Annotated in this window: 22 protein-coding genes; 17 read left to right on the top strand and 5 right to left on the bottom strand. The window is 52.7% G+C overall.

The window, feature by feature from the left end; all coding sequences use genetic code 11:
• Positions 1 to 184: 184 nt before the first annotated feature.
• A complete protein-coding gene (locus CBE72_RS02715; protein ID WP_100142199.1) occupies positions 185 to 1,498 on the top strand; it encodes an aromatic amino acid transport family protein in 1,314 nt (437 codons plus the stop codon).
• Positions 1,499 to 1,513: 15 nt separating this feature from the next.
• Positions 1,514 to 2,878 carry an L-serine ammonia-lyase gene (locus tag CBE72_RS02710; RefSeq protein ID WP_100142198.1) on the top strand — a complete coding sequence of 455 codons (1,365 nt, stop codon included), beginning with the start codon at positions 1,514 to 1,516 and terminating at the stop codon, positions 2,876 to 2,878.
• A gap of 2 nt (positions 2,879 to 2,880) precedes the next feature.
• Here CBE72_RS02710 and CBE72_RS02705 read toward each other — a convergent pair whose 3' ends face one another.
• Positions 2,881 to 3,330: a GNAT family N-acetyltransferase gene (locus CBE72_RS02705; protein WP_100142197.1), complete on the bottom strand. Its 450-nt coding sequence runs from the start codon at positions 3,328 to 3,330 to the stop codon at positions 2,881 to 2,883.
• Positions 3,331 to 3,598: 268 nt separating this feature from the next.
• On the opposite strand from CBE72_RS02705, the gene CBE72_RS02700 reads away from it, so the two are divergent.
• Positions 3,599 to 4,921, top strand: a complete 1,323-nt coding sequence (locus CBE72_RS02700) for a dicarboxylate/amino acid:cation symporter (protein ID WP_100142259.1) — start codon at positions 3,599 to 3,601, stop codon at positions 4,919 to 4,921.
• A 59-nt stretch (positions 4,922 to 4,980) separates the two neighbouring features.
• Here the strand turns inward: CBE72_RS02700 and metK are convergent, their stop codons facing one another.
• Positions 4,981 to 6,132, bottom strand: a complete 1,152-nt coding sequence (metK, locus tag CBE72_RS02695; RefSeq protein ID WP_100142196.1) for a methionine adenosyltransferase — start codon at positions 6,130 to 6,132, stop codon at positions 4,981 to 4,983.
• A 445-nt stretch (positions 6,133 to 6,577) separates the two neighbouring features.
• Here metK and tkt point away from each other — a divergent pair, with 445 nt between their 5' ends.
• From tkt to fba, 4 genes are all read left to right on the top strand, one after another.
• Positions 6,578 to 8,572, top strand: coding sequence for a transketolase (gene tkt, locus CBE72_RS02690; protein WP_100142195.1), 1,995 nt, complete (start codon positions 6,578 to 6,580; stop codon positions 8,570 to 8,572).
• Between the two features lie 131 nt (positions 8,573 to 8,703).
• Entirely contained in the window at positions 8,704 to 9,720 is a 1,017-nt protein-coding gene (epd, locus tag CBE72_RS02685; RefSeq protein WP_039033068.1) for an erythrose-4-phosphate dehydrogenase, read from the top strand.
• A gap of 87 nt (positions 9,721 to 9,807) precedes the next feature.
• On the top strand, positions 9,808 to 10,983 hold the full coding sequence (locus tag CBE72_RS02680; RefSeq protein WP_100142194.1) for a phosphoglycerate kinase: 1,176 nt from the start codon (positions 9,808 to 9,810) through the stop codon (positions 10,981 to 10,983).
• Positions 10,984 to 11,096: 113 nt separating this feature from the next.
• Positions 11,097 to 12,164: a class II fructose-bisphosphate aldolase gene (gene fba, locus CBE72_RS02675; protein ID WP_100142193.1), complete on the top strand. Its 1,068-nt coding sequence runs from the start codon at positions 11,097 to 11,099 to the stop codon at positions 12,162 to 12,164.
• A 162-nt stretch (positions 12,165 to 12,326) separates the two neighbouring features.
• Here fba and CBE72_RS02670 read toward each other — a convergent pair whose 3' ends face one another.
• Positions 12,327 to 13,742 carry an aminotransferase-like domain-containing protein gene (locus CBE72_RS02670; protein WP_100142192.1) on the bottom strand — a complete coding sequence of 472 codons (1,416 nt, stop codon included), beginning with the start codon at positions 13,740 to 13,742 and terminating at the stop codon, positions 12,327 to 12,329.
• 141 nt (positions 13,743 to 13,883) lie between these two features.
• Between CBE72_RS02670 and CBE72_RS02665 the strand changes: the two genes are divergently transcribed.
• The 7 genes from CBE72_RS02665 (at position 13,884) to CBE72_RS02635 (ending at position 20,572) form a co-directional block, all read left to right on the top strand.
• On the top strand, positions 13,884 to 15,281 hold the full coding sequence (locus CBE72_RS02665; protein WP_100142191.1) for a cytochrome ubiquinol oxidase subunit I: 1,398 nt from the start codon (positions 13,884 to 13,886) through the stop codon (positions 15,279 to 15,281).
• Positions 15,282 to 15,283: 2 nt separating this feature from the next.
• Entirely contained in the window at positions 15,284 to 16,291 is a 1,008-nt protein-coding gene (gene cydB, locus CBE72_RS02660) for a cytochrome d ubiquinol oxidase subunit II (RefSeq protein WP_100142190.1), read from the top strand.
• Positions 16,275 to 16,457, top strand: a complete 183-nt coding sequence (locus CBE72_RS20580) for a DUF2474 family protein (protein ID WP_338091990.1) — start codon at positions 16,275 to 16,277, stop codon at positions 16,455 to 16,457. Before cydB ends, CBE72_RS20580 begins: the two co-directional genes overlap by 17 nt.
• A 152-nt stretch (positions 16,458 to 16,609) precedes the next feature.
• Positions 16,610 to 17,347 carry a DUF481 domain-containing protein gene (locus tag CBE72_RS02650; RefSeq protein ID WP_100142189.1) on the top strand — a complete coding sequence of 246 codons (738 nt, stop codon included), beginning with the start codon at positions 16,610 to 16,612 and terminating at the stop codon, positions 17,345 to 17,347.
• 221 nt (positions 17,348 to 17,568) lie between these two features.
• Entirely contained in the window at positions 17,569 to 19,023 is a 1,455-nt protein-coding gene (gene nhaD / locus CBE72_RS02645; protein WP_100142188.1) for a sodium:proton antiporter NhaD, read from the top strand.
• 156 nt (positions 19,024 to 19,179) lie between these two features.
• Positions 19,180 to 19,971 (top strand): hypothetical protein, encoded by a 792-nt coding sequence (locus CBE72_RS02640; protein ID WP_100142187.1) that lies wholly within the window; start codon positions 19,180 to 19,182, stop codon positions 19,969 to 19,971.
• Complete coding sequence (locus CBE72_RS02635; protein ID WP_100142186.1) at positions 19,964 to 20,572, top strand: hypothetical protein; 609 nt, start codon at positions 19,964 to 19,966, stop codon at positions 20,570 to 20,572. Before CBE72_RS02640 ends, CBE72_RS02635 begins: the two co-directional genes overlap by 8 nt.
• Here CBE72_RS02635 and CBE72_RS02630 read toward each other — a convergent pair.
• Together CBE72_RS02630 and CBE72_RS02625 are read right to left on the bottom strand one after the other, a co-directional pair.
• Entirely contained in the window at positions 20,569 to 21,114 is a 546-nt protein-coding gene (locus CBE72_RS02630; protein WP_100142185.1) for a hypothetical protein, read from the bottom strand. The two genes, CBE72_RS02635 and CBE72_RS02630, sit on opposite strands and share 4 nt — an antisense overlap.
• Before the next feature lie 10 nt (positions 21,115 to 21,124).
• Positions 21,125 to 21,946 (bottom strand): cytochrome c3 family protein, encoded by an 822-nt coding sequence (locus CBE72_RS02625; RefSeq protein WP_100142184.1) that lies wholly within the window; start codon positions 21,944 to 21,946, stop codon positions 21,125 to 21,127.
• 431 nt (positions 21,947 to 22,377) lie between these two features.
• On the opposite strand from CBE72_RS02625, the gene CBE72_RS02620 reads away from it, so the two are divergent.
• From CBE72_RS02620 to CBE72_RS02610, 3 genes are all read left to right on the top strand, one after another.
• The gene (locus CBE72_RS02620) at positions 22,378 to 23,127 is read left to right on the top strand and encodes a winged helix-turn-helix domain-containing protein (RefSeq protein WP_100142183.1); all 750 of its coding nucleotides are present in this window, start codon (positions 22,378 to 22,380) and stop codon (positions 23,125 to 23,127) included.
• Entirely contained in the window at positions 23,120 to 23,629 is a 510-nt protein-coding gene (locus CBE72_RS02615) for a hypothetical protein (protein WP_100142182.1), read from the top strand. The genes CBE72_RS02620 and CBE72_RS02615 overlap by 8 nt, the downstream gene beginning before the upstream one ends.
• A gap of 126 nt (positions 23,630 to 23,755) precedes the next feature.
• The gene (locus CBE72_RS02610) at positions 23,756 to 25,375 is read left to right on the top strand and encodes a hypothetical protein (RefSeq protein ID WP_229672012.1); all 1,620 of its coding nucleotides are present in this window, start codon (positions 23,756 to 23,758) and stop codon (positions 25,373 to 25,375) included.
• Positions 25,376 to 25,379: the final 4 nt, after the last annotated feature.

Here is a 25,379-nt window from a genome sequence, read left to right as displayed (position 1 = left end):
GGTTTTACAGGCTGAAATTAATTTGTTGCTGAATTGAAATTTTATTACAGCTAAAGGCCGATCTGGATCCCAGTTATGACGTAGAGCCCAAGTTCTGTGGTGCGAATAGCGGTTCAGATCAATTTCTTTGCCGGGTGATTGGCTATGCTTGCCGCCAATTTCAGCCGAAGTTAAGGTAATCCTTATGCAACAAGAGATCACAGGTACGCAGGTTCAAGACGCTGTACTGACCCCCACTGTTACGGACAAGGTGCAAGTTTCCCGCTCGCTGCCCTGGACGGCCCAGGACACCACTTGGATGCTGAGTTTATTTGGCACAGCCGTGGGCGCCGGGATCCTGTTTTTACCTATGAATGCCGGTCTCGGTGGTTTTTGGCCGCTGTTGTTGCTGACCATTTTGATAGGTCCTATGACTTATCTGTCTCACCGGGGCTTGTCTCGCTTTGTCTGTGCCTCGAAGATTGAAGGCAGTGATATCACTCAAGTGGTCGAGGAGTACTTCGGTGTTGGTGCCGGTCGCGCCATTACCTGGCTCTATTTTTTGGCCATCTATCCGATTGTGTTGATCTATGGCGTGAGTATCACCAATACGGTTGACAGTTTTATGGTGCATCAATTGGGGATGGCATCCTTACCGCGTTGGTTACTGTCCGGGGCTTTGATTGCCGGTATGATGGCCGTGATGGTAGCCGGTGAGCGGTTGATGCTCAAAGTGACTCAATTCCTGGTCTATCCTCTGGTCGGCATCTTGCTGTTTATGTCGCTCTATCTCATTCCCGATTGGAAGATGGATGCCTTGATGCAAGTTCCATCGGCCGGAGAGTTTCTCGGTATTGTTTGGGTCACCATCCCTGTGTTGATCTTCTCCTTTAACCATTCTCCGGCTATTTCCCAGTTTGCGGTATCGCTAAAGCGGGAACATGGTGCCAATGCGGCCAAGAAGGCCGATATGATCTTGCGCAATACCGCCATGATGCTGCTGGGGTTTGTGATGTTGTTTGTGTTTTCTTGTGTTCTGGCCATGAGTCCGGCACAACTGGCACAAGCCAAGGCATCCAACCTGCCGATTTTGTCTTACCTGGCCAATATCCATGACAGTGTATTTATCAGCTATGTGGGGCCGGTTGTTGCGTTTGTGGCCATAGTATCCTCTTTCTTCGGCCACTATCTCGGAGCCACTGAAGGATTGAAGGGAATTGCCTCCAAACAGTTGCCATTTGTTCGAGAGCGTTGCAGCGACAAGGGACTGAATCGCGGTATTCAGCTGTTTATGTTCCTGACCGTTTGGGGCGCGGCGATTGCCAACCCCAGTATCCTGACGATGATTGAAGCTCTGGGCGGCCCAGTGATTGCGGCCATTCTCTATCTTATGCCTATGTATGCCGTTTACAAAGTACCGGCACTCAAGGCCTATCGCGGTCGCTTGAGCAACATCTTTGTGATCGTGGCCGGTTTGATGTCTATGACCGCCATTTTTTACTCCTTCTTCCAAGGCTAAGCTACTGAGGTGAGCATGTTCAGTACCTTTGATATTTTCAAGATAGGTGTGGGCCCTTCCAGCTCCCATACCGTAGGCCCTATGAAGGCGGCGCGGGATTTTGTCGAGCAGTTGCATCTTGAAGGACGTTTGAGTCGACTGACCCGGGTAAGTGTCGATGTTTACGGTTCTCTGTCATTGACCGGCAAGGGCCACCATACCGATATCGCCATCATCATGGGGTTGGCGGGCAATAGTCCGGAGACTGTGGATATAGATGCGATTCCGACATTTATCCAACAGGTGCAGACCTGTGGTGAACTCGTGCTCGGACACGGGCACAAGGTGGCCTTTCCGGCCGATGCCGTGCAGTTTCACAGTGAGACCCTGCCGCTGCATGAAAATGCCATGCGGCTCACCGCCTGGGCCGGTGAGTTGGTATTGAGCAGCAAGACCTACTATTCCATCGGCGGTGGTTTTGTGGTGGAAGAGGCCGACTTTGGCAAACAAGTTGCGAGTGAGCAGAGCGTACCTTATCCCTTTACCAATGCCGAAGAGTTACTGTCACTGTGCCGCGAACATGGCATGAGTATCAGTGCCTTGATGCTGGCCAATGAAAAGGCATTGGCTCCGGAGGAGCGCATCTACCGTGGTCTTGGTAATATCTGGCACACAATGAAGCAAGCCATCGACAAGGGATGTCATACCGAAGGGATTCTGGCCGGGCCATTGAGAGTGCCAAGGCGGGCACCGGCACTGTTGCGACAATTGCAAACCGGAGAGCGCCTTTCCAGCGATCCTATGGTCATAGTCGATTGGGTGAACCTGTTTGCTTTGGCGGTCAGTGAAGAAAATGCGGCCGGTGGCCGGGTAGTGACTTCGCCGACCAATGGAGCGGCCGGGATTATTCCGGCAGTGATGGCCTATTTTGACAAGTTTATTCGTCCTTTGGGGCAGAAGGAGTACAGTCGCTTCTTGCTGACCGCCGCGGCCATAGGTGGGCTTTACAAGCGTAATGCCTCTATCTCGGGCGCCGAAGTAGGGTGTCAGGGGGAGGTCGGGGTTGCCTGCTCCATGGCGGCGGCCGGTTTGGCCGAGCTGATGGGAGCCAGCCCAGCCCAGGTGTGTATGGCGGCCGAAATCGGCATGGAGCACAATCTGGGGCTTACTTGCGATCCTGTCGCCGGGCAGGTTCAGGTGCCCTGTATTGAGCGTAACGCCATTGCCGCCGTGAAGGCGGTTAACTCGGCCCGAATGGCGCTGCGACGTAACTGTGAACCCAGAGTCAGCCTGGATAAGGTGATAGCCACCATGTATGAAACCGGCAAGGACATGAGCGCCAAGTACCGGGAAACCAGTCAGGGTGGCCTGGCCATTAAGGTTACCAGTATCTGCGCCTGAACTCAGGCGGGCTTTTCTTCATACATCAAGTAATGGCTCTGACTCATGCCCAGTGATTGGTAAGTTTGCTGGGCGCGAGCGTTTTCCTGCTCGACATAGAGCCTGAAGCTGGCGGCGCCCCCTTGGCGCTCTGCCAGCGCTTTGACCTCCTGATACAGGGCGCGGTAGATCCCCTTGCGTCTGTGCTCGGGTTTGATATAGACACTCTGGATCCAGAAGTAGTCGGCGGCGCGCCAGTCACTCCATTCATAGGTAACCATCAAGGAGCCTGCAATCTCTCCATCGATCTCCGCCACCAGATAAAAACCTTTGGCGGGGTTTTCCAATAGAGTGCTGACGCCACGGCTCAGGGTGTCGCTGTCCAGTGACAGTCCTTCGGTTTCCTGTGCCATCGCTTGGTTGAAGGCCACCAGGGCCTCGGCGTCTCTTGGGGTACCTTTTCTTATTAGCATAATTATTCCTTTGTGTTCTATTTGCTTTTGCCCCTGGATTGTTTGTGGGGCGGGGCACAATTTATCAGCAGTCTTATCCGGGCGCAAAGTACGATGATTTTGAACATGGCTATTTAGGTTGCCAGCTATGATGAGAGCCGGGCAGCGTGATGTAGATCATCTCTAAGGGGTACCCCCTGTGCTAAAATCGCGCACCGGCCTTGATGTCTGATCTCGGCCATCCGCCAAGGATATGGCCCCTCTCTTTTTCAAATATCAAGGTTTACACATGTCAAAACACGAACCTTCATTCGTTGGCCGTCAATGGTCACGCTGGATGGCTGTGCCCCTGTGGTTGCAAATTCTTATCGGTATGGTGCTGGGGATCCTGGTTGGGTTATGGCTTGGAGAACAGGCCAGTAACCTCAAACCTATCGGGACTCTATTTGTCAACACTATCAAGATGTTGATAGTGCCATTGGTATTCTGCTCATTGATAGTGGGCGTGACCTCAATGCAGGATACTGCCAAGATGGGACGGATAGGTTTTAAATCCTTTGCCTTCTATCTGGGTACCACATCTATCGCTATCAGCTTGGGGCTGGTGGTCGGCTCTGTGATCCGTCCCGGATCCGGGCTGAATATGACCCCAGAGGTAGGTACTGAAAAGGCGGCCCAAACCCCGTCAGTGATGGAAACCCTGATCAATATAGTACCGACTAACCCAGTATCGGCCTTGGCTGAAGGGCAGATATTGCAGGTGATCGTATTTGCCGTAGCACTGGGGGTTGCCTTGGTGTTGATTGGTGAGCATGGTAAACCGGCCATTCGGGTATTCGAGAGCCTGGCAGAAGCCATGTACAAGCTGACCGATATGGTGATGAAGTTGGCGCCTTATGGGGTGTTTGGCTTAATGGCTTGGGTCGCCGGTGAGTATGGCATGGAGATGCTGTTGCCACTCATTAAGGTGATTGTGGCTGTTTATGTCGGTTGTTTCCTGCATATTGTCGGTTTCTACAGTTTGATATTGAGTGTGTTTGCTCGCCTCAATCCGTTGCAGTTCTTCAAGGGGATCAGTAATGCGATGGCGGTTGCCTTCACCACCTCAAGCTCAGCCGGTAGTCTGCCGGCCAGTATGAAGTGTGCCAGTGAATACTTGGGGGTGAATAAGAAGATCTCCAGTTTTGTGTTGCCACTGGGTACTACCATCAACATGGATGGTACAGCTCTCTATCAAGGTGTGACCGCGCTGTTTGTGGCACAAGCCTTTGGCATAGACCTCACCTGGGTGGACTACATCACTATTATTCTGACCGCGACACTGGCTTCCATAGGTACTGCGGGTGTGCCCGGCGCCGGTTTGGTGATGTTGACTCTGGTGCTGACTACCGTTGGTTTGCCGCTGGAAGGGGTGGCGATTATTGCCGGTATTGACCGTATTCTGGATATGGCCCGCACCGTGGTTAACGTCTCTGGCGACTTAGTGGCTACCACTGTGATCGCCAAATCAGAAGATGAACTGGATATTGAGCACTACAATGCAGACATGGCACAGAGTGCCTTAATTGCAGAGCAGAATGCAGCCTCAGATGGAAAAAAGCTTGAGAGCTGAGTTCGTATAAGTCATAAAAAAACCGCCTTTCGGCGGTTTTTTTAGGTTGGCAGAATCTATTATAGACCTGCATCTGCGCGTAGCGCTTCAGCCTTGTTGGTTTGTTCCCATGGGAACTCGTCACGGCCGAAGTGACCATAAGCGGCAGTGCCTTGATAGATGGGGCGCGCCAGATCCAGCATCTCGGTCAGGCCGTATGGGCGCAGATCGAAGTGCTGACGAACCAATTGGATCAGCAGCTCTTGCGAGACTTTGCCGGTACCGAAGGTTTCCACACTGATGGAAGTCGGTTCGGCCACACCAATGGCGTAAGATACCTGGATTTCACAGCGATCCGCCAGACCGGCAGCCACTATGTTCTTGGCAACGTAACGGGCAGCGTAAGCGGCGCTACGGTCAACCTTGGATGGGTCTTTACCTGAGAAGGCGCCACCACCGTGACGGGCCATGCCGCCGTAGGTATCAACGATGATCTTGCGACCGGTCAAACCACAGTCACCCATGGGACCACCGATAACGAAACGGCCGGTTGGGTTGATGAAGTACTTGGTGTCCTTATTCAGCCACTGGGCAGGCAGTACCGGCTTGATGATGGTTTCCATCACGCCTTCTACCAGATCCGCCTGACTGACGCTGTCGCAATGCTGGGTAGAAAGTACCACGGCATCGATACCGACAATCTTGTTGTCTTCGTAAGCGAAAGTCACCTGAGACTTGGCATCGGGACGCAGCCAAGGCAGAGCGCCGCTCTTGCGTACTTCTGACTGGCGCTTAACCAACTGGTGAGCGTAAGTGATAGGAGCCGGCATCAGCACGTCAGTCTCATTGCTGGCGTAACCAAACATCAGACCCTGGTCACCGGCACCCTGCTCTTTGGGATCGGCGCGGTCTACACCCTGATTGATATCGGGGGACTGCTTGCCGATGGCGTTCAGTACCGCACAGCTGTCGGCATCAAAACCCATATCTGAGTGGGTATAACCAATATCGCGAACGGTTTTACGGGTCAGCTCTTCAATATCAACCCAGGCTGAGGTGGTGACTTCACCGGCCACCAGTACCATGCCTGTCTTGACCAGGGTTTCACAGGCTACACGGGCCTTGGGATCCTGAGCCAGAATCGCGTCGAGTACCGCATCAGAAATCTGATCGGCGATTTTATCTGGATGTCCTTCTGAGACCGACTCAGAGGTAAACAAGTGTTTTGCCATAATTCGGAAAATCTCGTCTTTGGAATTCAAACGTGTAGAAGCATCTACATCTAGACGGCCATTTTAGTTGAATTCAACCTGGATAACACCCCTTGTCGCAAATATTTGTGCGCCAAGACGCAGGAATGGGCGTGAACAACTAAAACCTTTTTTCACTGTTTTCAGCTATTTTGCTGAAATATGAAGGTTAAATTTGTCGCGGTTTCAGTGTTTTTTGTCTGCGATATAGATCCCATGCCTGAAGTGAAAGTTGTTTTTGAGCCTGATTACCGTTCACTTTGTTAGGTGGGTGTTTTGCCTTTGTTGTTTAAGTGTAGGCAGTAGGTGAGCTTGTCGATATCAATGACGACCCGAGAAGGTGAATTTTATTTGCGTCCTTCTGCCCGGTGGGGGAAAATATGGCTCCATTTTGCCCAAGACCTCTAAGAAATAAGCAGGAGAGAGCATGTCTTCCCGTAAAGAACTCGCTAACGCTATCCGTGTTTTAAGTATGGACGCAGTCCAAAAGGCCAATTCCGGCCACCCTGGGGCTCCCATGGGGATGGCTGATATTGCCGAAGTCCTGTGGCGGGATCACCTCAAGCACAACCCTGTGAACCCTCAATGGGCCGACCGTGACCGCTTTGTGCTGTCAAACGGCCATGGGTCCATGCTGCATTACTCATTGCTGCATCTGAGCGGTTATGATTTGGGTATTGACGATCTCAAGCAGTTCCGTCAGCTGCACTCTCGTACTCCGGGCCACCCTGAATATGGTTATGCCCCTGGCATCGAAACCACCACAGGGCCTCTGGGTCAAGGCATCACCAATGCCGTGGGGATGGCGATTGCAGAAAAGACTCTGGCGGCTCAGTTTAACCGCGAAGGTCACGATATTGTCGATCACCACACTTATGTCTTCATGGGTGACGGCTGTCTGATGGAAGGTATCTCCCATGAGGCCTGTTCTCTGGCCGGTACTCTGGGTCTTGGCAAACTGATCGCCTTCTGGGATGACAACGGTATCTCCATCGATGGTCATGTTGAAGGTTGGTTCAGCGATGATACTCCCAAGCGCTTTGAAGCTTACGGCTGGCACGTGGTTGCCGGTGTCGATGGTCACGACCCACAGGCTATTAACGCCGCCATTGAAGCCGCTAAGGCCGATCCGCGTCCATCGCTGATCTGCTGCAAGACCGTCATAGGTTACGGTTCTCCCAACAAGTCCGGTTCTCACGATTGCCACGGTGCGCCGCTGGGTGATGCTGAAATTGCCGCCACCCGTGAATTCCTGGGCTGGAAGCACGATCCATTTGTGATCCCATCTGAAATCTATGCTGCCTGGGATGCCAAGGAAACCGGTAAGGCCGCCGAAAGTAGCTGGAACGACAAGTTCGCTGCCTATGAAGCCGCTCACCCAGCGCTGGCCGCCGAGCTCAAGCGTCGCCTCAACGGTGAACTGCCTGCCAACTTTGACGCCGATGCCAAAGCCTACATAGAGCAGCTGCAGGCCAATCCTGCCAATATCGCTTCTCGCAAGGCCTCGCAAAATGCACTGGAAGCCTTCGGTAAAATGTTGCCTGAATTCTTAGGGGGCAGTGCCGATCTGGCACCTTCCAACCTGACCATGTACTCAGGTTCCAAGGCTATTTCGGCCGAAGATGCCAGCGGCAACTACCTGCACTATGGTGTGCGTGAGTTTGGTATGACCGCCATCATCAACGGTATTGCCCTGCACGGTGGGTTTGTACCTTACGGTGCCACCTTCCTGATGTTTATGGAATACGCCCGTAACGCCATGCGGATGGCTGCGCTGATGAAGGTGCAGAACATTCAGGTCTATACCCACGACTCCATCGGTCTGGGTGAAGACGGCCCGACTCACCAACCGGTTGAGCAGATTGCCTCTTTGCGTATGACTCCTAACATGAGCACCTGGCGCCCATGTGACCAGGTAGAATCTGCTATCGCCTGGAAATACGCCATTGAGCGCAAAGACGGCCCAACTTCGCTGATCTTCTCGCGTCAGAACCTGACCCAGATGCCACGCAGCGCCGAACAACTGAATGATGTGGCCAAGGGCGGTTATGTGCTGGTGGATTGCGAAGGCGCGCCTGAGCTGATCATCATTGCCACCGGCAGCGAAGTCGAGTTGGCGGTTAAGGCCCAGGTTGAGCTGGCCGCTACTGGCGCCAAGGTGCGCGTGGTTTCCATGCCATCTACCGACGTATTTGACCAGCAAACCGCGGCTTATAAAGAAGCTGTACTGCCAGCCAATGTCACAAAACGACTGGCCGTGGAAGCGGGCATAGCCGATTACTGGTATAAGTATGTCGGCCTGAATGGCCGCATTATTGGCATGACGACTTTCGGTGAGTCGGCGCCTGCCAATCAGTTGTTTGAGATGTTCGGTTTCACTGTCGATAAAGTGGTTGAAGCCGGTAAGGCTCTGCTCGTCTGAGCCGCGCCTGCCTGATTGGAAATGACTGTGCGGCAACCAGGCAATGGAATGCCGCACAGGAAGTGCAACGGCCTGTCGGGAAGTCAGGCCGTTACCCAATCAGCATCCCTCATTAGAGGAACAGGATCTCCATGATCAGAGTCGCAATCAATGGTTATGGCCGCATCGGCCGTTCAATTCTCCGTGCCTTATACGAATCGGGTAAAAGGCAGCAAATTCAGATCGTTGCTATCAATGAACTGGCTAAGCCCGAGGCCATAGTCCACCTCACCAACTATGACACCACCCATGGTCGCTTCCATAGCCGCGCGAGCCTTGCCGACGGCATGATGCAACTGGGGGACGATAGTATTACCCTGTTGGCCGAGCCGGAGGCGGACAAACTGCCCTGGGGCGAGCTGGATATCGACTTAGTGTTCGAAGCCACCGGCGCCCTGTCTGATAGACAGAGTTGCGAGGCTCATATCCAGGCCGGTGCCCGCCAGGTATTGATAAGTCACCCCTCTTCGGCGGATGTTGACGCCACCATAGTCTATGGTGTCAACCAGGAACTGTTGGCCGCCGAGCACACTGTGGTGTCCAACGCATCTTGTACCACCAACTGTATTGTCCCTGTCATCGATGTGCTGGATCGGCATTTCGGGGTCAAGAGCGGTGCCATTACCACTATCCACTCGGCGATGAATGATCAACAGGTGATAGATGCCTATCACGACGATCTGCGCCGAACCCGCGCCGCCGGGCAATCGATTATTCCGGTAGATACCAAGCTTGCCCGAGGCATAGAGCGTATCTTGCCGCAGATGAAGGATAAGTTTGAGGCTATCTCTGTACGGGTGCCCACTATTAATGTCACCGCCATCGATGTGTCTGTGACCCTCAACGACAGAGTGGATATTGCCAAGGTAAACCAGGTGCTGGAACAGGCGACCCATGGCAGGCTCGAGGGGATTCTGGGCTATACTGATGAGCCTCTGGTATCATGCGATTTTAATCATGATCCGCGCTCCAGCGTGGTCGATGGTACCCAGACCCGGGTCAGTGATGGCCAACTGGTGAAGCTGTTGCTTTGGTGCGACAACGAATGGGGCTTTGCCAACCGCATGTTGGATACGGCATTGGCGATGATCAAGGCCCGCAGCGCCTGAGAGACTGCAACAGATTATTCCAGGGGGCAGGGAAGCTGCCGCCCTTAGTGAAACAGATTTGTTTTTGATTAAGAAGGAAGCGTAAAAATGGCAATTATCAAGATGTCAGAGCTGGATCTTCAGGGTAAGCGCGTGCTGATCCGTGAAGATCTCAACGTGCCGGTGGCCGATGGTGTCGTCACCAGCGATGCGCGTCTGCGGGCGTCACTGCCCACCATCAAGTTGGCACTGGAAAAAGGGGCCGCCGTGATGGTGATGTCCCACCTGGGACGACCAACCGAAGGCGAATACAATGAGGAGTTTTCCCTCAAGCCTGTGGTGGATTATCTGGCCAAGGCGCTGGACTGCCCGGTGCGTCTGGAAAAAGACTATCTGGATGGCGTCGAAGTTGCCCAAGGCGAAGTCGTGGTGTTTGAAAACGTCCGCTTCAACAAGGGTGAGAAGAAAAACGACGAGGCGCTTTCTAAGCAGCTGGCAGCCCTGTGTGATGTCTATGTGATGGATGCCTTCGGTACCGCTCATCGCGCCCAGGCCTCGACTCACGGAGTCGGCATGTTTGCCCCGATAGCCTGCGCCGGCCCATTGCTGGCGGCAGAGCTGGATGCCCTGGGTAAGGCGATGGATAACCCGGCGCGTCCCTTGGTGGCGATTGTCGGTGGCTCCAAAGTGTCGACCAAGCTGACAGTGCTTGAGTCTCTGTCCGGCATAGTGGATCAACTGGTGGTGGGTGGTGGTATCGCCAACACCTTTATTGCCGCCGCTGGCCATCCTGTGGGCAAGTCACTCTATGAAGCCGACCTTATCGATGAAGCCAAGCGCCTGGTGGCCAATGCCCAGAGCCGTGGCGGTGATATCCCTGTGCCTACCGACGTAGTGGTTGGCAAGGAGTTCAGCCCGGCAGCCGTGGCTACCTTGAAGCCAGTGGCCGAGGTTGCCGACGATGAGATGATCTTCGACATAGGCCCGGACAGCGCCGAAGCTCTGGCAGCTATCCTGCAACAAGCCGGTACCATAGTCTGGAACGGCCCGGTTGGGGTGTTCGAGTTCGATCAGTTCGGCGAAGGAACCAAGCGTATCGCCCAGGCGATCGCCGAGTCACCGGCCTTCTCCATCGCAGGTGGTGGTGATACTCTGGCCGCCGTGGATAAATACGGCATTGCCGACAAGGTGTCATACATTTCTACCGGCGGCGGCGCCTTCCTCGAGTTCCTCGAAGGTAAAGAGTTACCGGCAGTGGCCATGCTCAAGGCCCGCGGTAACTGAGCAAAGTCAAAAGAATTATAAAGAAACCGCTCCCGGCTTTGCCGGGAGCATCAAGTTAAATCCAAGCGATAGCGACCTCGGTGAAGCAATTCACCCTATTACTGGAGTAAAAAATGGCCCTTATTTCCCTACGCCAAATGCTGGACCACGCCGCCGAACATGGATACGGTGTCCCGGCGTTCAATGTCAACAACTTGGAGCAGATGCGTGCCATCATGCAGGCCGCCGAAGCCACTGACAGCCCTGTGATTGTGCAGGCTTCAGCCGGTGCCCGTAAGTATGCCCGTCCTCAATTCCTCAAGTATCTTATGGCTGCGGCCCTCGAGCAGTATCCGGATATCCCTGTGTGTATTCACCAGGATCACGGTACCCACCCTGACGTGTGTCAGCGTTCCATCCAGCTCGGCATGAGCTCTGTGATGATGGACGGCTCCTTGATGTCTGACGGCAAGACTCCTGCCTCTTATGAGTACAACGTCGATGTCACCCGCAAGACAGTGGCGTTTGCCCACGCCTGTGGTGTTTCTGTTGAAGGTGAAATCGGTTGTCTGGGTAGCCTGGAAACCGGTATGGCCGGTGAAGAAGACGGTATCGGTGCCGAAGGCACTCTGAGCCACGAGCAGATGCTGACCAGCCCAGAAGAAGCCGCCCGCTTCGTGGCCGACACTCATGTGGATGCCCTGGCCATCGCCATAGGTACCAGCCACGGTGCTTACAAGTTCAGCCGCAAGCCTACCGGCGATGTGCTGCGTATCGACCGCATCAAAGAGATCCACGCCCGTATCCCCAACACTCACCTGGTCATGCACGGCTCTTCTTCTGTACCTCAGGAGTGGCTGCAGATCATCAACCAGTATGGTGGCGCGATCCCTGAAACTTACGGCGTGCCGCTGGAAGAGATTGTTGAAGGCATCAAGCACGGTGTACGTAAGGTTAACATCGACACAGATTTGCGTCTGGCATCTACCGGTGCGGTACGTAAGTTCTTGGCCGAAAACCCAACTGAGTTTGATCCACGCAAATTCCTCAAGGCCTCCATGGAAGCCATGGCCGACATCTGTACCGTGCGCTACGAAGCCTTCGGTTGTGCCGGTATGGGCTCCAAGATCAAGCCGCTGTCACTGCAGGCCATGTACAAGCGTTATCAGACCGGCGAACTGGACCCACAGATCAACCTGTAATCCCGTTCTCTGTATTGAAAGCCCGCATTCGCGGGCTTTTTTACTTTTAGCTTCCAGAGTGTAAATCTGAGGTGGGTGCGAGTTGTTGCGCCTTGGCTGTTACGACACACTTGGGTGATAGGGTTGAGGTTGGCGGAGTGTTATCCGGATGGCTCTGAGTCATCACAACGCCTTTTTGATAAGCTTGGCTAGGTTGGCGATTGATTGCTCCAACTTTGTCCCGCCAGGCAGTGAGGCGTTGATGCGAAAACAGTGGCTGAACTCCCGGTGCGCCGAGAACATCTGTCCCGGCGCCAGGCTTATTCCTTGCCTGAGCGCCTGGCGATAAAGCTCTGTGGTGTCCCGCCCCTCGGGTAACTCTACCCAGAGAAAATAGCCGCCATCGCCAAAATGCACTCTGACACTGTCGGGTAAGCGGCTCTTCAATGCCTGCCAGGTGGCAAACTTTCGCTGCTCCAGGGTGCGCCTCAATTGTCGCAGGTGGGTCTCATAACTGCGGGTCGAAAGGTAATGGGCCAGCGCCAATTGCACCGGGGTGCTGGTGGCCAGGGTGCTCATCAGTTGCAGTTTTTGAATACTGAGCGCCATCTTGCCGGCGGCCACCCAACCGACGCGAAAACCGCCCACCAGAGACTTGGAGAAGGAGCCGCAGTGCAGGGTTCTGTTGTCCGGGTCGAAGGCCTTGGCCGGCAGGGGCTTCTCCTTGCCAAAATAGAGTTCACTGTAGACATCGTCTTCAATCAAAAAGCAGTCGTGTTCCTGCAAGAGTTTCAGCAAACGACGCTTCTTGTCATCGCTCATACTGCAGCCAAGGGGATTTTGAAAGTTGGTCATCAACCAGCAGGCCTTGACCCTGTGAGTTTGCAGCGCCTGGGCCAGAGACTGTAGATCTATCCCTTCCTGGGGATGGGTGCGAATGGCGAGCGCCTTGAGGCCGAGGCGCTCCAGCGATTGCAGCGCGCCGTAGAAGGCGGGGTTTTCTATCACCACCCAATCCCGGGGACGGGTGACCGCCTGCAGGCTCAGGTTCAATGCCTCCAGTGCCCCCGCGGTGATCACTATTTCATCCGGCGAGATGCTCATTCCCTGCGCCGCGTAGCGCTGGGCTATGATATGCCTGAGCGCCGGGTTCCCGGGGGGCAGATTGTCCAGAGCGCTGGCGGAATCCAGGGTCTTGGCGCTTGAAATCAAGGCCCGGTTCAACTGTTTGTGGGGCGACAGCCCGGGATCCGGGTAGGCGGAGCCAAACCCCGTGATCCCCGGATCGCGACTGGCCTGCAACACCTCAAAGATAAAGGCGTTGATATCCACCGACTCGGCGCGGGTCACAGCACTGGACTGGTGCAGACCTTGAGGCTTGGGGGCAGCCACTTTCGGGGCGACAAAGTAACCTGAGCGGGGGCGGGAGATTATCCAGCCCTGGCTCTCCAACACCTGATAGGCATGCATCACTGTCATCAAACTCATCTGGCTCTGCTGAGTCTGCTCCCTGAGTGAAGGTAAGCGGTCACCCACCTGCCAGACACCGCTCTGTATCTGCTGCCTCAATTGCTGGATCAGGGTTTCATATTTGGCCATGGTTTACTCTGCTTTATTGCCAGTGCCCAGCATAACAATTATTCAATCTGTTATATATAAAATCGTATTTTCTGTATCTATTATAGTTTTGTCTCAGTCCTTAAGATGCCAGCCAGGTTTATTGACCCTTTGAGGTGGTTCATGTTTGGACTGGATGCACTCGAAATGGCACGCATACAGTTTGCCTTCACGGTTTCTTTTCACATTATCTTCCCGGCCATCACCATTGGCCTGGCAAGTTATCTCGCGGTACTGGAAGGGCTTTGGCTCAAAAAGCGTAATCCGGTATACAAGCAGTTGTATCATTTTTGGTCCAAGGTATTTGCGGTCAACTTTGGTATGGGGGTGGTTTCCGGGTTAGTGATGGCTTACCAGTTCGGCACCAACTGGAGCGGCTTTTCCGAGTTTGCCGGCAGTATTACCGGCCCTCTGTTGACCTATGAAGTGTTGACCGCCTTCTTCCTCGAAGCCGGATTTCTGGGGGTGATGCTGTTTGGCTGGAAAAAAGTCGGCGATCAGCTGCACTTCTTCTCCACCTGTATGGTCGCCCTCGGCACCCTAATGTCCATGTTCTGGATCTTGGCCTCCAACAGCTGGATGCACACGCCGCAGGGTTTTGTCATTGAAGCCGGTCAAGTAGTACCGACAGACTGGTTGGCGGTTATCTTCAACCCTTCCTTTATTCCGCGTCTTTCGCATATGGCGGTGGCCGCCTTTATCTGCTGCGCCTTGATGGTGGCGGCATCGGGCGCCTGGCACCTGCTTAAAGGCAACGACAGCCCGGCGGTGCGCAAGATGTTTTCCATGGCGCTGTGGATGATCCTCGCCTGTGCACCTTTGCAGGCCTTGCTTGGGGATATTCACGGGCTCAATACCCTGGAGCATCAGCCGGCCAAAGTCGCCGCCATGGAAGGCCACTGGGACAACAGCTCAGGTGAGCCGACACCGCTTATTCTGTTTGGCTGGCCCAATATGGAGACAGAAACCACTGACTATGCCCTCAAGATCCCGGCGCTGGCCAGTTTGATCCTGATGCACGACAGCCAGGCCCAGGTGCCGGCGCTGAAGGAGTTTGCCGTGGAAGACAGGCCCAATGTCCCTATCGTCTTTTGGTCATTTCGGGTCATGGTCGGATTGGGCATGTTGATGCTGCTGCTCGGTGTCGTCAGCCTTTGGCTCAGGCGCAGTGGTGGCCTGTACCAGCGCCGCTGGTTTCTGCGCTTCAGTCTGTGCATGGGACCATCGGGACTCATAGCGCTGTTGGCCGGTTGGATAACCACGGAAGTGGGGCGGCAACCCTGGATCATTCATGGGGTAATGCGCACCCAGGATGCGGTCTCCGCCCATGGCGAGCTGCATATGAGCCTTAGCCTGCTGGGGTTCTTTGTGGTCTACAGCCTGGTGTTTGGTTTGGGGTATCTCTATCTGCTCAATCTTATCCGTCAGGGGCCCAAGGTCGAGGAAGACTTATCCGAAAGCCCGGCGTTGGTCGGGCGAATTTCACAGTTTCACAGCGACGAGCTGCATAAGGAGAGCTGAGTATGGGTATCGATCTGGCTGTTATCTGGTTTGTGATTATTATTTTCGCCACTTTGATGTACATAGTCATGGATGGTTTCGACTTGGGAGTGGGGATACTGCTGCCCTTGGTTGGAGACCAGCATGACAAAGATATCATGGTGAACTCAGTGGCACCTGTGTGGGACGGCAATGAAACCTGGCTGGTATTGGGCGGGGCAGCTCTGTTCGGTGCCTTTCCGTTGGCTTATGCGGTGATTATCGATGCCTTGTCGATTCCGCTGACCTTTATGCTGGTGGCGCTGATCTTTCGAGGCTTGGCATTTGAGTTTCGCTTCAAGGCGTTTGAAGGCCACAGAAAAGCCTGGGACAGGGCATTTGCCATCGGCTCTGTGGCAGCGACCTTCTTCCAGGGGGTGGTGCTGGGGGCTGTGATATCCGGTTTCCCCGTCATAGATCGCAGCTTTGCCGGTTCGCAGCTCGATTGGCTGGCGCCTTTTCCGCTTTTATGCGGTGTCGGTCTGGTGGTCGCTTACGGGCTCCTTGGCAGCAGCTGGCTGATCATGAAGACCCAGGAGCATCTGCAGCAACAGATGTTTTTGCTGAGCCGCTCTTTGCTCATAGGCTTGCTGGTGGCGATAGTGCTGGTCAGTATCTGGACGCCTTTGGCACATCCCCAAATCGCCGAGCGATGGTTTTCGCTGCCGAACCTTATTTTCCTGTCACCCGTGCCTTTATTGACGGCGCTGCTGGGATGGAATCTGTATCAGGGCCTGCAAAGGCAAGATACTTACCAACCCTTTGTGATGACACTGCTGTTGGTATTACTGGGGTTCTGCGGTCTTGGGATCAGCATCTGGCCCTATATTATTCCTCCAGGTATCAATATCTGGCAGGCTTCGGCCCCACCCCAGAGCCAAGGCTTCATGCTGGTGGGGGCGTTGTTTATTATCCCGATTATTCTTGTTTATACCTGCTGGACCTATTATGTGTTCCGAGGCAAGGTGAGCGCCGATGATGCCTATCATTAATGCTTTTAGGGGCCGGGCCATCCGGCTGTTGGCCCCGGCTAAGGCTTGGCTCGATAGCCGTCCAGGCTGTTGGATGCTGCTGCTTTGGTGCTTGAGTGTGCTTTCTTTGCTGAGTGTCTCTTCGCTGTTGCGACTGCTGATGTCTGCGGCCGGGTTGAAGGCCTGATTTGTTCGTCCCCTTTGAGGCTAAGCCCGTTATTAGTGTCAGGATTTAGGCCTTTTCTGTGACAAAATGCGAGCTGTTTCGCATTTTGCTACATAGATGTTACTATGGCGCCCGTTTTTTTAGGGGATTGCTTTGAACGGAGATGTACAAGAATGAAAAAACTGCTTAGCGCTGCAGCCATTCTGTTGGTCGCGCCCTTTGCTCACGCTGGGGCTGATTTTGTCGAGGGCGAGAAGACATTTGCCGGTGAGGCGGAGTTGGGGGCAACCCTGACCACAGGTAACACTGAAACCTCTTCGGTGAAGGCTCGCCTGGCGATGAAACACGAACTGGGCAACTGGGAAAACCAGTATCTGCTCGAAGGACTGTACAAGGAAGACTCTGAAGAAGTTACCGCCAAGCGTTACTTTGGTGGTGTTCAGGGTAACTATCGTCTGGATGAGCGCAGCTATCTGTTTGCCAACACCAGTTACGAAGCCGATCCCTTTACAGGTTATGATTACAAGTTCAACAGTGCGGCCGGTTACGGCTACCGTATTTTTCAGGGCAGCAAGAGTTTCCTGGATGCCGAGATAGGTCCAGGTTATCAGTATCAACGCCTGGACAGCGAGCAGAGCGCCATTCTGGGCTATAACTCCGACGCCAGCTGGGTCGCTCACGGGGTGATCAACTATGAATTGGAGATCAGCAAGACCTCTAAGTTCCGTCAACTGTTTATCGCCGACTATGGCGACAAGCTAGATGCCCGCTCCGAGACATCGCTGACCGCCAATATCATAGGTGCGCTGGCGATGAAGTTTGCCGTGATAGTGCGTTATAACAGCGATCCGCTGGATGATAAAAAGAGCACTGACACTGAAACCAACATGACACTGCTGTATTCTTTCTAAAAAAGCCGTGACATAAAAAGTGTGAACCAGATAAAAGCGCCTGCGGGCGCTTTTGTGATCTATGGTTGTTTTATTGCTGTTTTTTGTGCGGTCCTTTGTTCAACCTGTCGCTTATAGGTTGTTCTTGCTCACTTAAATTGCAGAATTTTGCGTTTTATCAAGATTTGCCTTCGGTTTCTTGTGCTAGGTTTTAGCTAATTTCCTACCGAGAGATAATTGAAATGAAGTTGATGCGTTTGCATGGGGGCTGCGCAGCCTTAGGAGGAATTTTGTCCGGACTGTTTTCGCCTGCGGTCCTGGCTAGCACGGAAGCCGTAAACAACCTGAGTCTGACCGACTCAACCGTGGGGTACCTGGCTCTGACTCTGTTTGCCATCGCCTATTTGCTGGTGATGGGGGAGGAGAAGCTGCACCTGAGAAAGTCCAAACCTGTGCTGGTTGCTGCCGGTCTTATCTGGGGCATGATAGGTTATGTCTATACCCAGAATGGCATGTCGGAAGTGGCTGAGGCCGCCTTCAAACACAACCTGCTCGAATATGCCGAACTGTTGCTGTTTTTGCTTGTGGCTATGACCTATATCAACGCCATGGAAGAGCGCCGATTGTTCGATGCCTTGCGTTGTTGGATGGTCAGTAAAGGATTTAGCCTGTATCAAATCTTCTGGCTTACCGGTTTCCTGGCCTTCTTCATCTCACCGGTTGCCGATAACCTGACCACCGCGTTGCTGATGTGCGCCGTGGTAATGAAAATGGGCGCCGAAAATCGCCGCTTTATCGTCCTTTCCTGTATTAATATCGTGGTGGCCGCCAATGCCGGTGGTGCCTTCAGTCCCTTTGGGGATATCACCACCCTGATGGTATGGCAAAAGGGTATGGTGCACTTTTCCGAGTTCTTTAAGTTGTTCCTGCCCTCACTGGTGAATTTCCTGGTTCCGGCGCTGATCATGAGCCTGTTTATTTCCAGGGAAAAATCTGATGCCTTGGTTGAAAAGGTCTACACCAAGACGGGCGCCAAGCGGATAGTGCTGCTGTTCCTGTTTACCATAGCCATGGCAGTGTGCACCCATTCACTGCTGGGGCTGCCGCCTGTGCTTGGCATGATGACAGGCCTTGGATTGCTGCAGTGTTTTGGTTTCTATCTGAGGAAGAATTTCCCGAAAGCACTGGCAAGAGCGCAGGAGAAGGCGCGCCTGATGCAGGATGAAAAGCGTCTGGAGCAACTAGGTAACGTGGTGCCCTTCGATGTCTTCAGCCGTATTGCCAGAGCCGAGTGGGACACCTTGCTATTCTTCTACGGCGTGGTGCTTTGTGTCGGCGGCTTGGGCTTTATGGGCTATCTGAGTATGGTGTCTCACGCCATGTACACCCAGTGGGATCCCACCTATGCCAATATCGCCATTGGAGTGCTGTCTTCTATCATAGACAACATCCCTGTGATGTTTGCCGTACTGACCATGAATCCGGATATGGCGCTGGGACAATGGTTGCTGGTGACTTTGACCGCCGGTGTCGGGGGCAGTTTGCTATCTATTGGTAGTGCTGCCGGGGTGGCCCTGATGGGCCAGGCCCGCGGGATATATACCTTCGGAGCTCACCTCAAATGGACTCCGGTGATCGCTCTTGGTTACATTGCCAGCATATTAGTGCATCTGTGGATCAACAGTTCGACCTTCTAACAAGGGGGCGAACAGACGGAGACAAAGCCGGTAGGCACCTTGGTGATGTTTCTGTATGAGATTGTTTGTTAAGTTTTTTAATTCTAAATCTCTGCTCTGAGAAGTAGTTCACGCTTCTCGTTAAAAGGATATAAACACCCATGCGGATTATTCTGGATGGGTGTTTTTTTCTTTTATACTGCGTTTATTGTCCTTTATGTGAACAATAGTATGCAGATAGGTTGCTGTTGGTTTGATGCCGATAAAGGCACGCTCAAACACTGTGGTTCACACAAGAGCTGGACACTTTCTTTCGTGGAACAGGTTACGCTGACTACACTGCTGGCGCAGCGAGGACGAGTGGTGTCCCGGATGCAGTTGGTACAAGCTGCCAAACTTCCCCCCGAACAGGTCTTCCTGCTCGAACAAGCCGTAGAAAATATCAAACAATATCTGGGACCAGAGCACGCGGGGCTCTTGGAGCAGATTGATCGAGAAGGTTTTTTGCTGCACAACCGCATCACATCTCGCAAGCCTATGCCGCTTTCGCCTAAGGGGCGTACCCTTTGGCGTCATTATTGTTGGATGTTATTTCTCATTATTTTGGCCTTATGGTTTATTTCATCCAGAGTCGGGCCACTCAATTACTTGGAAGTCCCCGATAAAGTGATGGTCGTCTCGCATCCATCCGGTGAACAAGTGTTTTTACGCTTTTATGGTGATCATCAAACCTTGACGTCCATGGCAGGATTTGCCGCTGGGATAGAGGCTTGGATTAAACGCTGTCCGGATAGTCGTTGGCGTACCGTCACTGTATCTCTGTGTGATGAAACCAAAGCCATCAGCCTGATCGCCAGGGGTGAAAATATGGATGGCGACCACATCAAAGCTTATAAACTGACGATGGCACAGATGACGGCCTGCTCTCCTGAGTATGCATGGCTGCAGGAGGCACTAGATTGTGAATGAGCCGATATTCAAGCTGTGGCAACAACTGCAACGACACCGAATTTGGATTATTCAGCTTTTGTTGCTGGCGGTTATTGGCACCGGGATCCTTTGGGTCGATAAGCGGATTTCCAACCACCTCAATCCCCATTTTAATTGTGAAGCGACGCTGATAGACCCATTGTTACCCGATCCCCATTCAGCAGAGAAGAAGCTGAGATTAAGGATCTTCTCCCAGGGTAATAGAGCTCTGATCCGAGTGGGATATCATCATATTGAGCAATCCTGGGTCGATATCGAATTGAGCGGCACCCTCAAAGGGGTTGAAGCCGGTTCTATGAGTTATTCAATCAATCTGGATAAACACCAGGAATGGTTACATGTTGCAGAGGATGAATTGCCCTCCTACTTATTGGGAATGAAGCGTCAAATCAAAAAATCGCTCGAACAAAGCGCCAGTTTGGACATCAAACTGCATGTATTGGAGATGGATGTCTTATCTGATTATGCTTTATTACGGGTGACCCCAGGGGATCATTTATGGGCTTGCCGTATGAGGGAGACTTCGTTCAATGAAGCGGAAACGCCGCTGAACACTTGGTTCAGCGGCTTAATGGATTAATTGGCGCTCGTGGGAGACAGCAGGGTTATTTCATTGCTGAGTTCAGTCCCGAAAACCTCGATAGCGACTTTGTAGCGGCTGACGGCACCATTGGCGGCATCGGCATCCCAATCCAGCCCTGATGGACTAAAGCTGTAACTGCCAACATCATCCAGTGCCCTGAGTGGCTCTGGGCATTCGGCTGCCGGGTCACAACTGTAGCTATAGGTAACATGCCAACGTTTCCAAGCCTTGGGCTTGGTGGAAGCCTGCTCTTCAGCCGGATAACCAAAGTAGGTAATGCGATACTTGGCGGCATTGGTGAGCGCTTTGCCTTCGGTGTTTTGCAAGGCAAAGATAACTTCTCCCGAATCGGGATTGAAGCTATTGAGGGTTAACTCAATGCTGCTGGCCTCGCCGATATCCAAGCTTGGGGTCTCAACCGGAGGAGGAGGTGGCGGTGGCGTAACCTCTCCGCCGCCATTGTTATTGTCATCATCGCTGCCACAGCCTCCCAGGAGCAGGGCCGAGCCGAGCAGCAGGCTCAGATAGCTGATTTTCATTGGATAGTCCTCAATTAAAGTGTCCGGTATGACAGGTAGTACATTCCATGTCTGTCTTGACACTGGCGGCCGGGCCCATGGTGCTGCTGGCACCGTGGCAACTCTGACAGCTCTGGGCTTCTGCGCTGGGTTTACTCTCAGGCAGGGCGCCTAAGTCTTCACCTTTGTGGGCTCGGTTCAGGAGTTCCACCAGGTGATAGACAATCGAGGCCGACAAGCGGTAGCAACGTTCACCTTTTTCGGAGAAGGTCTTGCCTGAAGCCTTGGACCAGTTACTGATGGAGGAGTGACATAGCACGCTGTTGGCAACCGAGGACTTGACCACCAGGGCGGTCTTTTCGGCGGTGGAGCCGATCCCGGCAACGAACGCATCACTGGACAGCGGCAGTTCGGTATTCTCGTAATAGCGGAACAGCGAGCCTATGACGGCAGCATTCTGGCCATTGATGTCATCGAGAATATTAACCAACATGCCTACCGCATTGAGGTTGCCGCAAAGCGTGCCTTGACCTGTGACCCCGGCAAAACCATAGCCGGCCAGTGCCGTTGGAATTGTGGCAAACTTGTCGGCATCGACGCTGGTCGATTGTGCCAGTTTGGTTACCATGGCGTGAAATACCTGATGCATGCAACCACCGCCGGTTTCATAGGCGAGTTTAGCTGTTTCCATGGCATCCAATGGGGCATATTTGAGTTTTTCTCCTAATGCCAGGCGATAGTTTCCTGACTCATCTGTGGCTGCAAAAGCGCAAGTGGCCGTGAGGCTGGCTCCGGCGGCTGCGGCACTTATCCCAATGATCTGGCCCAAGGCCTGACGTCTGTTGATGCTCATATGTATCACCCTTTGTTTGTTGTCTTTGTTTTTTTGCCGACTTGGTCGGTTGTCTTCAGCATAGGGGGATGGATTGTGAAAAGTGTGATTCAGCACACATGAAGATTTGTGCTCTTGTTACCGTGTTTTTGATGATTTAAATAGATTGGGGTTTATGTTAAACATCTTTTGTTGCGATTAATATTTGAGTTGCATCACTGAATTTGTTTCATTCATGTTAATTAAGGCGGTTTAGAGCCATCTTGGTTGTAATCTTCGCGGACTTCATCAGCCGGAACTGGCTCACAAAATATTACTTGTTTCTGTTTTAGCGGTGCCTTGGGCTGAGATGGATCACTTTTTAAACTTTTTCCTGTTTCAGGGTTAAGAGGATCACAGTAGTGATTAGATTTTTTGCATAGACTGATAACCACTAAAACAGGAGGAATATAATGCAGATAGGCGACTGCTGGTTTGATGAAACCAGTGGTGAGTTACAACATAAAGGTAGGGGAGATAGTTGGCATCTTCCTCGGGCGGAGCTGCAGGTGCTGAAACTCCTGCTTGCCAATCAGGGGCGTTTGGTGTCCCGAATGGAGTTGCGTGCCGGTGATGATACTCATCCTCCTTTAAGTGATTCTTCCGTAGCACGGGCCGTCTGTATGTTGCGAGCCTTTCTGGGACCCGAATATGAATCATTGATCGAAACGGTCAAAGGGCAGGGGTATTTGTTGCGTTCCTCTGTGGTTCGTAAGCCTCATACCGGAGTGATGGAATCGCGCTTGAATGCCGGTCCCAAGCAACTACTGGTGGGGTTGGTGTTGATACTGATGCTGGGCGTGAGCGTGTTTTATTTGTATCGCTTACCGCGGGTGACGCCAACGGTTCCGCTGAACAAGCAGGAATTGATTTTGCCTTCGGGTCAAAGAATGGAACTGTTCTTCTATTCCAACTCCCGCACCAATAATCAACTGTTAAGCGAACAGAGTAAGATATTGACCTCTGCGTTAGCCCAGTGTCAGAGCAGCCCTTGGCGCAAGTTATATGTATCCCTGTCTCACGATAAACAGGTGCTGAACCTGACGCTGAGAGGGGAATACCTGGGGCAATCGGTGGTGCGTAACTTGAAGATAAGTGATGGTCGGCAGACTAAGGCATTTGTCAGTGTACCTTGGCTCAAGGAGGTTGATCTCTGTGGCTAGACGTTGGCTTTGGATGATAAATCTGTCAATCCTGATCTTTCTGCTCGGCTGTTTGCTGGTGATATACCGTTTCAGTCAAGCCGATCCGGCGCTTGCTCTCAACTGCAGTTCAGAACTCTATGATCGCCAATTGCAACTAGGGGACGATGCCCAACATTATCTTTTGCTGGACTTGCAGACCAAGGGTAAGCGCGCCCTGGTCAACTATCGTTACTTCAACATGGACGGCACTCCGGCCGGTAGCATTTTAATGCAGGGACAACTGGCCTCAGAAGAAGCGGGGCGTTATCAAATTTTGGTCACGGATAAACAGGAAATTTCCGGCAAGGGCGCCAGGCCCGCCCACATGCAATACCTCTCCTATATTTCCAGCTTTAACCTCAGCAATGAAGGCCTGCATCATCTGGCGCTGGAAATTCTCGATGCCGATGACGCCAAAGATTATGCCATAGTGTTGTTTCAACCAAGCAATACGGTTTGCGGTTGTCGCCTGATCCATTAATGGTTGGATCTGTGCCGACCCGCTCCTTTCTCCTTTTCGAAATGCCACCGCCAGCTATCCCATTCACAGTGTGCTTGGGCTATAGTCAGGTTCTTTCATCCGTTCATTGATAGCGTTGCCATTATTGTGTCCAAGCTACGAATTAAGCAGGAAGAAAATCTATCCATTAAGTTCAGCCACCTGATGGGGGTTGGGGAGCAGCGCAAGCTGGATCTCTACTTTTCCCTGCCCAAGGAGATGGGCATAGGGCCGCAGAGTCTGAATGAAGAGGAATACTATTTCAGTGCCATTTTCGGTAGACGTTCCTATTATTCTGACGGCTTGCATCTGCCCTTGGTGCAATCCCGTTTTGTGAGTCAGAAGAAACGTACAGTCGAAGAGTTTCGTCTCTATCTGAATCTGTTCGCCTACCAGTTTGTGGTAGCGATGGAAAACGATGCTAAAGAGATCTCCAGGCAAGCCGAGCCGGACAGTTTCTACCCTTTGCTGGAGGAGTTGACCGAACAGACGGCGATTTTGTTGAAGAAGTTTCGCCGTAACGAACCGGCCGATCCCAAATGGAAGCACTACTTCGAGAATGCCGATAACTACCTGTCCTGGTTTTGTGAGCAGCAACTGCTGAAGTTATTGGCTCATGGTCCAAGAAGCAGTGATTTCAACTGTGTTTCCGATAAGGTGATCACCTTGTGTCGGGTAGAAAATAACTATCGCGCCGAACGGCACTACAACTCGGTGCAGACTCTGCAGGATCCTAATCGAATCGCCAACAAGATGTTGTTGCTTAGACGGCTGATTCAGCAAGGGGTGGTACTCAAAGAGGAACTGAAACCCTTGGGTACTGGGCTGAAGAGAATGACTACTGGGGTTGCCACTGCGCTGGTGATGTTGGTGGTATCGGCCTTGATTATCAAGGCGCAGGGGATATTCAGCGGCGTAACCCTGGTATTGGTGCTGGTGCTGGCGCTGATTTATGGTGCGCGGGAAATTTTTAAAGACGATGTTCGTAATGCCCTTTGGCGTTATATCCAGCGGGGACGACCACGCTGGAGTCGAATACTGCGAGATACGACCAACCAAAAATTTATAGCCAAACAGTTGGTTTGGCTAGAATTTATGCGAAATCAAGATCTTCCTGATGATGTCAAAGAGATCCTCCGGCGGCGCCACAGTCAAAATAAGGTCGATGCCGAAATTCTTCACTATGGTATTCAGACCAAGGTGGCTGATACCGATTTTCTCTCCGGCTACCATACATTACAGGAACAGGTGGTGTTTAGTCTGGTGCCTTTTGCCCGCTATCTGGAGCGCGGCAAGGCCAAAATTTACACTGAAACTGATGGCAGGATCAGTAATGAATCGGTGGAGCGCCGCTATCAGATAAACCTGGTGGCCGTACTCAAAGAGGGCAAGCAGGCCCCAAGGTATGCCAGATACAAGATCACCATGAATCGCTCACAGATAGTGGATGTCAGCCCCAGCGATATTCCTGATTCTTTACCTGGGATTGAAGACCTGCCTTATGATCCGGAGGTCAAGATCAACAGCGATGTTAGGCGTAATAGGGAAGAACGTGCAAGCGAACCCGGCGCCAGTGCTGCGGATGAGGAGCATAAGGCCAACATAGCCTCTGTGACTCATGCGGCGCATCTTTTGTCTGAGTTGCAACACACTGGCAATACAGACACTCCCTCTGAGCCGAGCAAAGCCCCCAGGGAGCCCAAGGACAGTGTGGGCAGTCAACCCTGATAAA

The organism is Shewanella carassii (genome assembly GCF_002777975.1).
GTDB lineage: Bacteria > Pseudomonadota > Gammaproteobacteria > Enterobacterales > Shewanellaceae > Shewanella > Shewanella carassii.
Note: the sequence above shows the minus strand (reverse complement) of the source record. Positions and strands in the feature narration are given on the sequence as shown.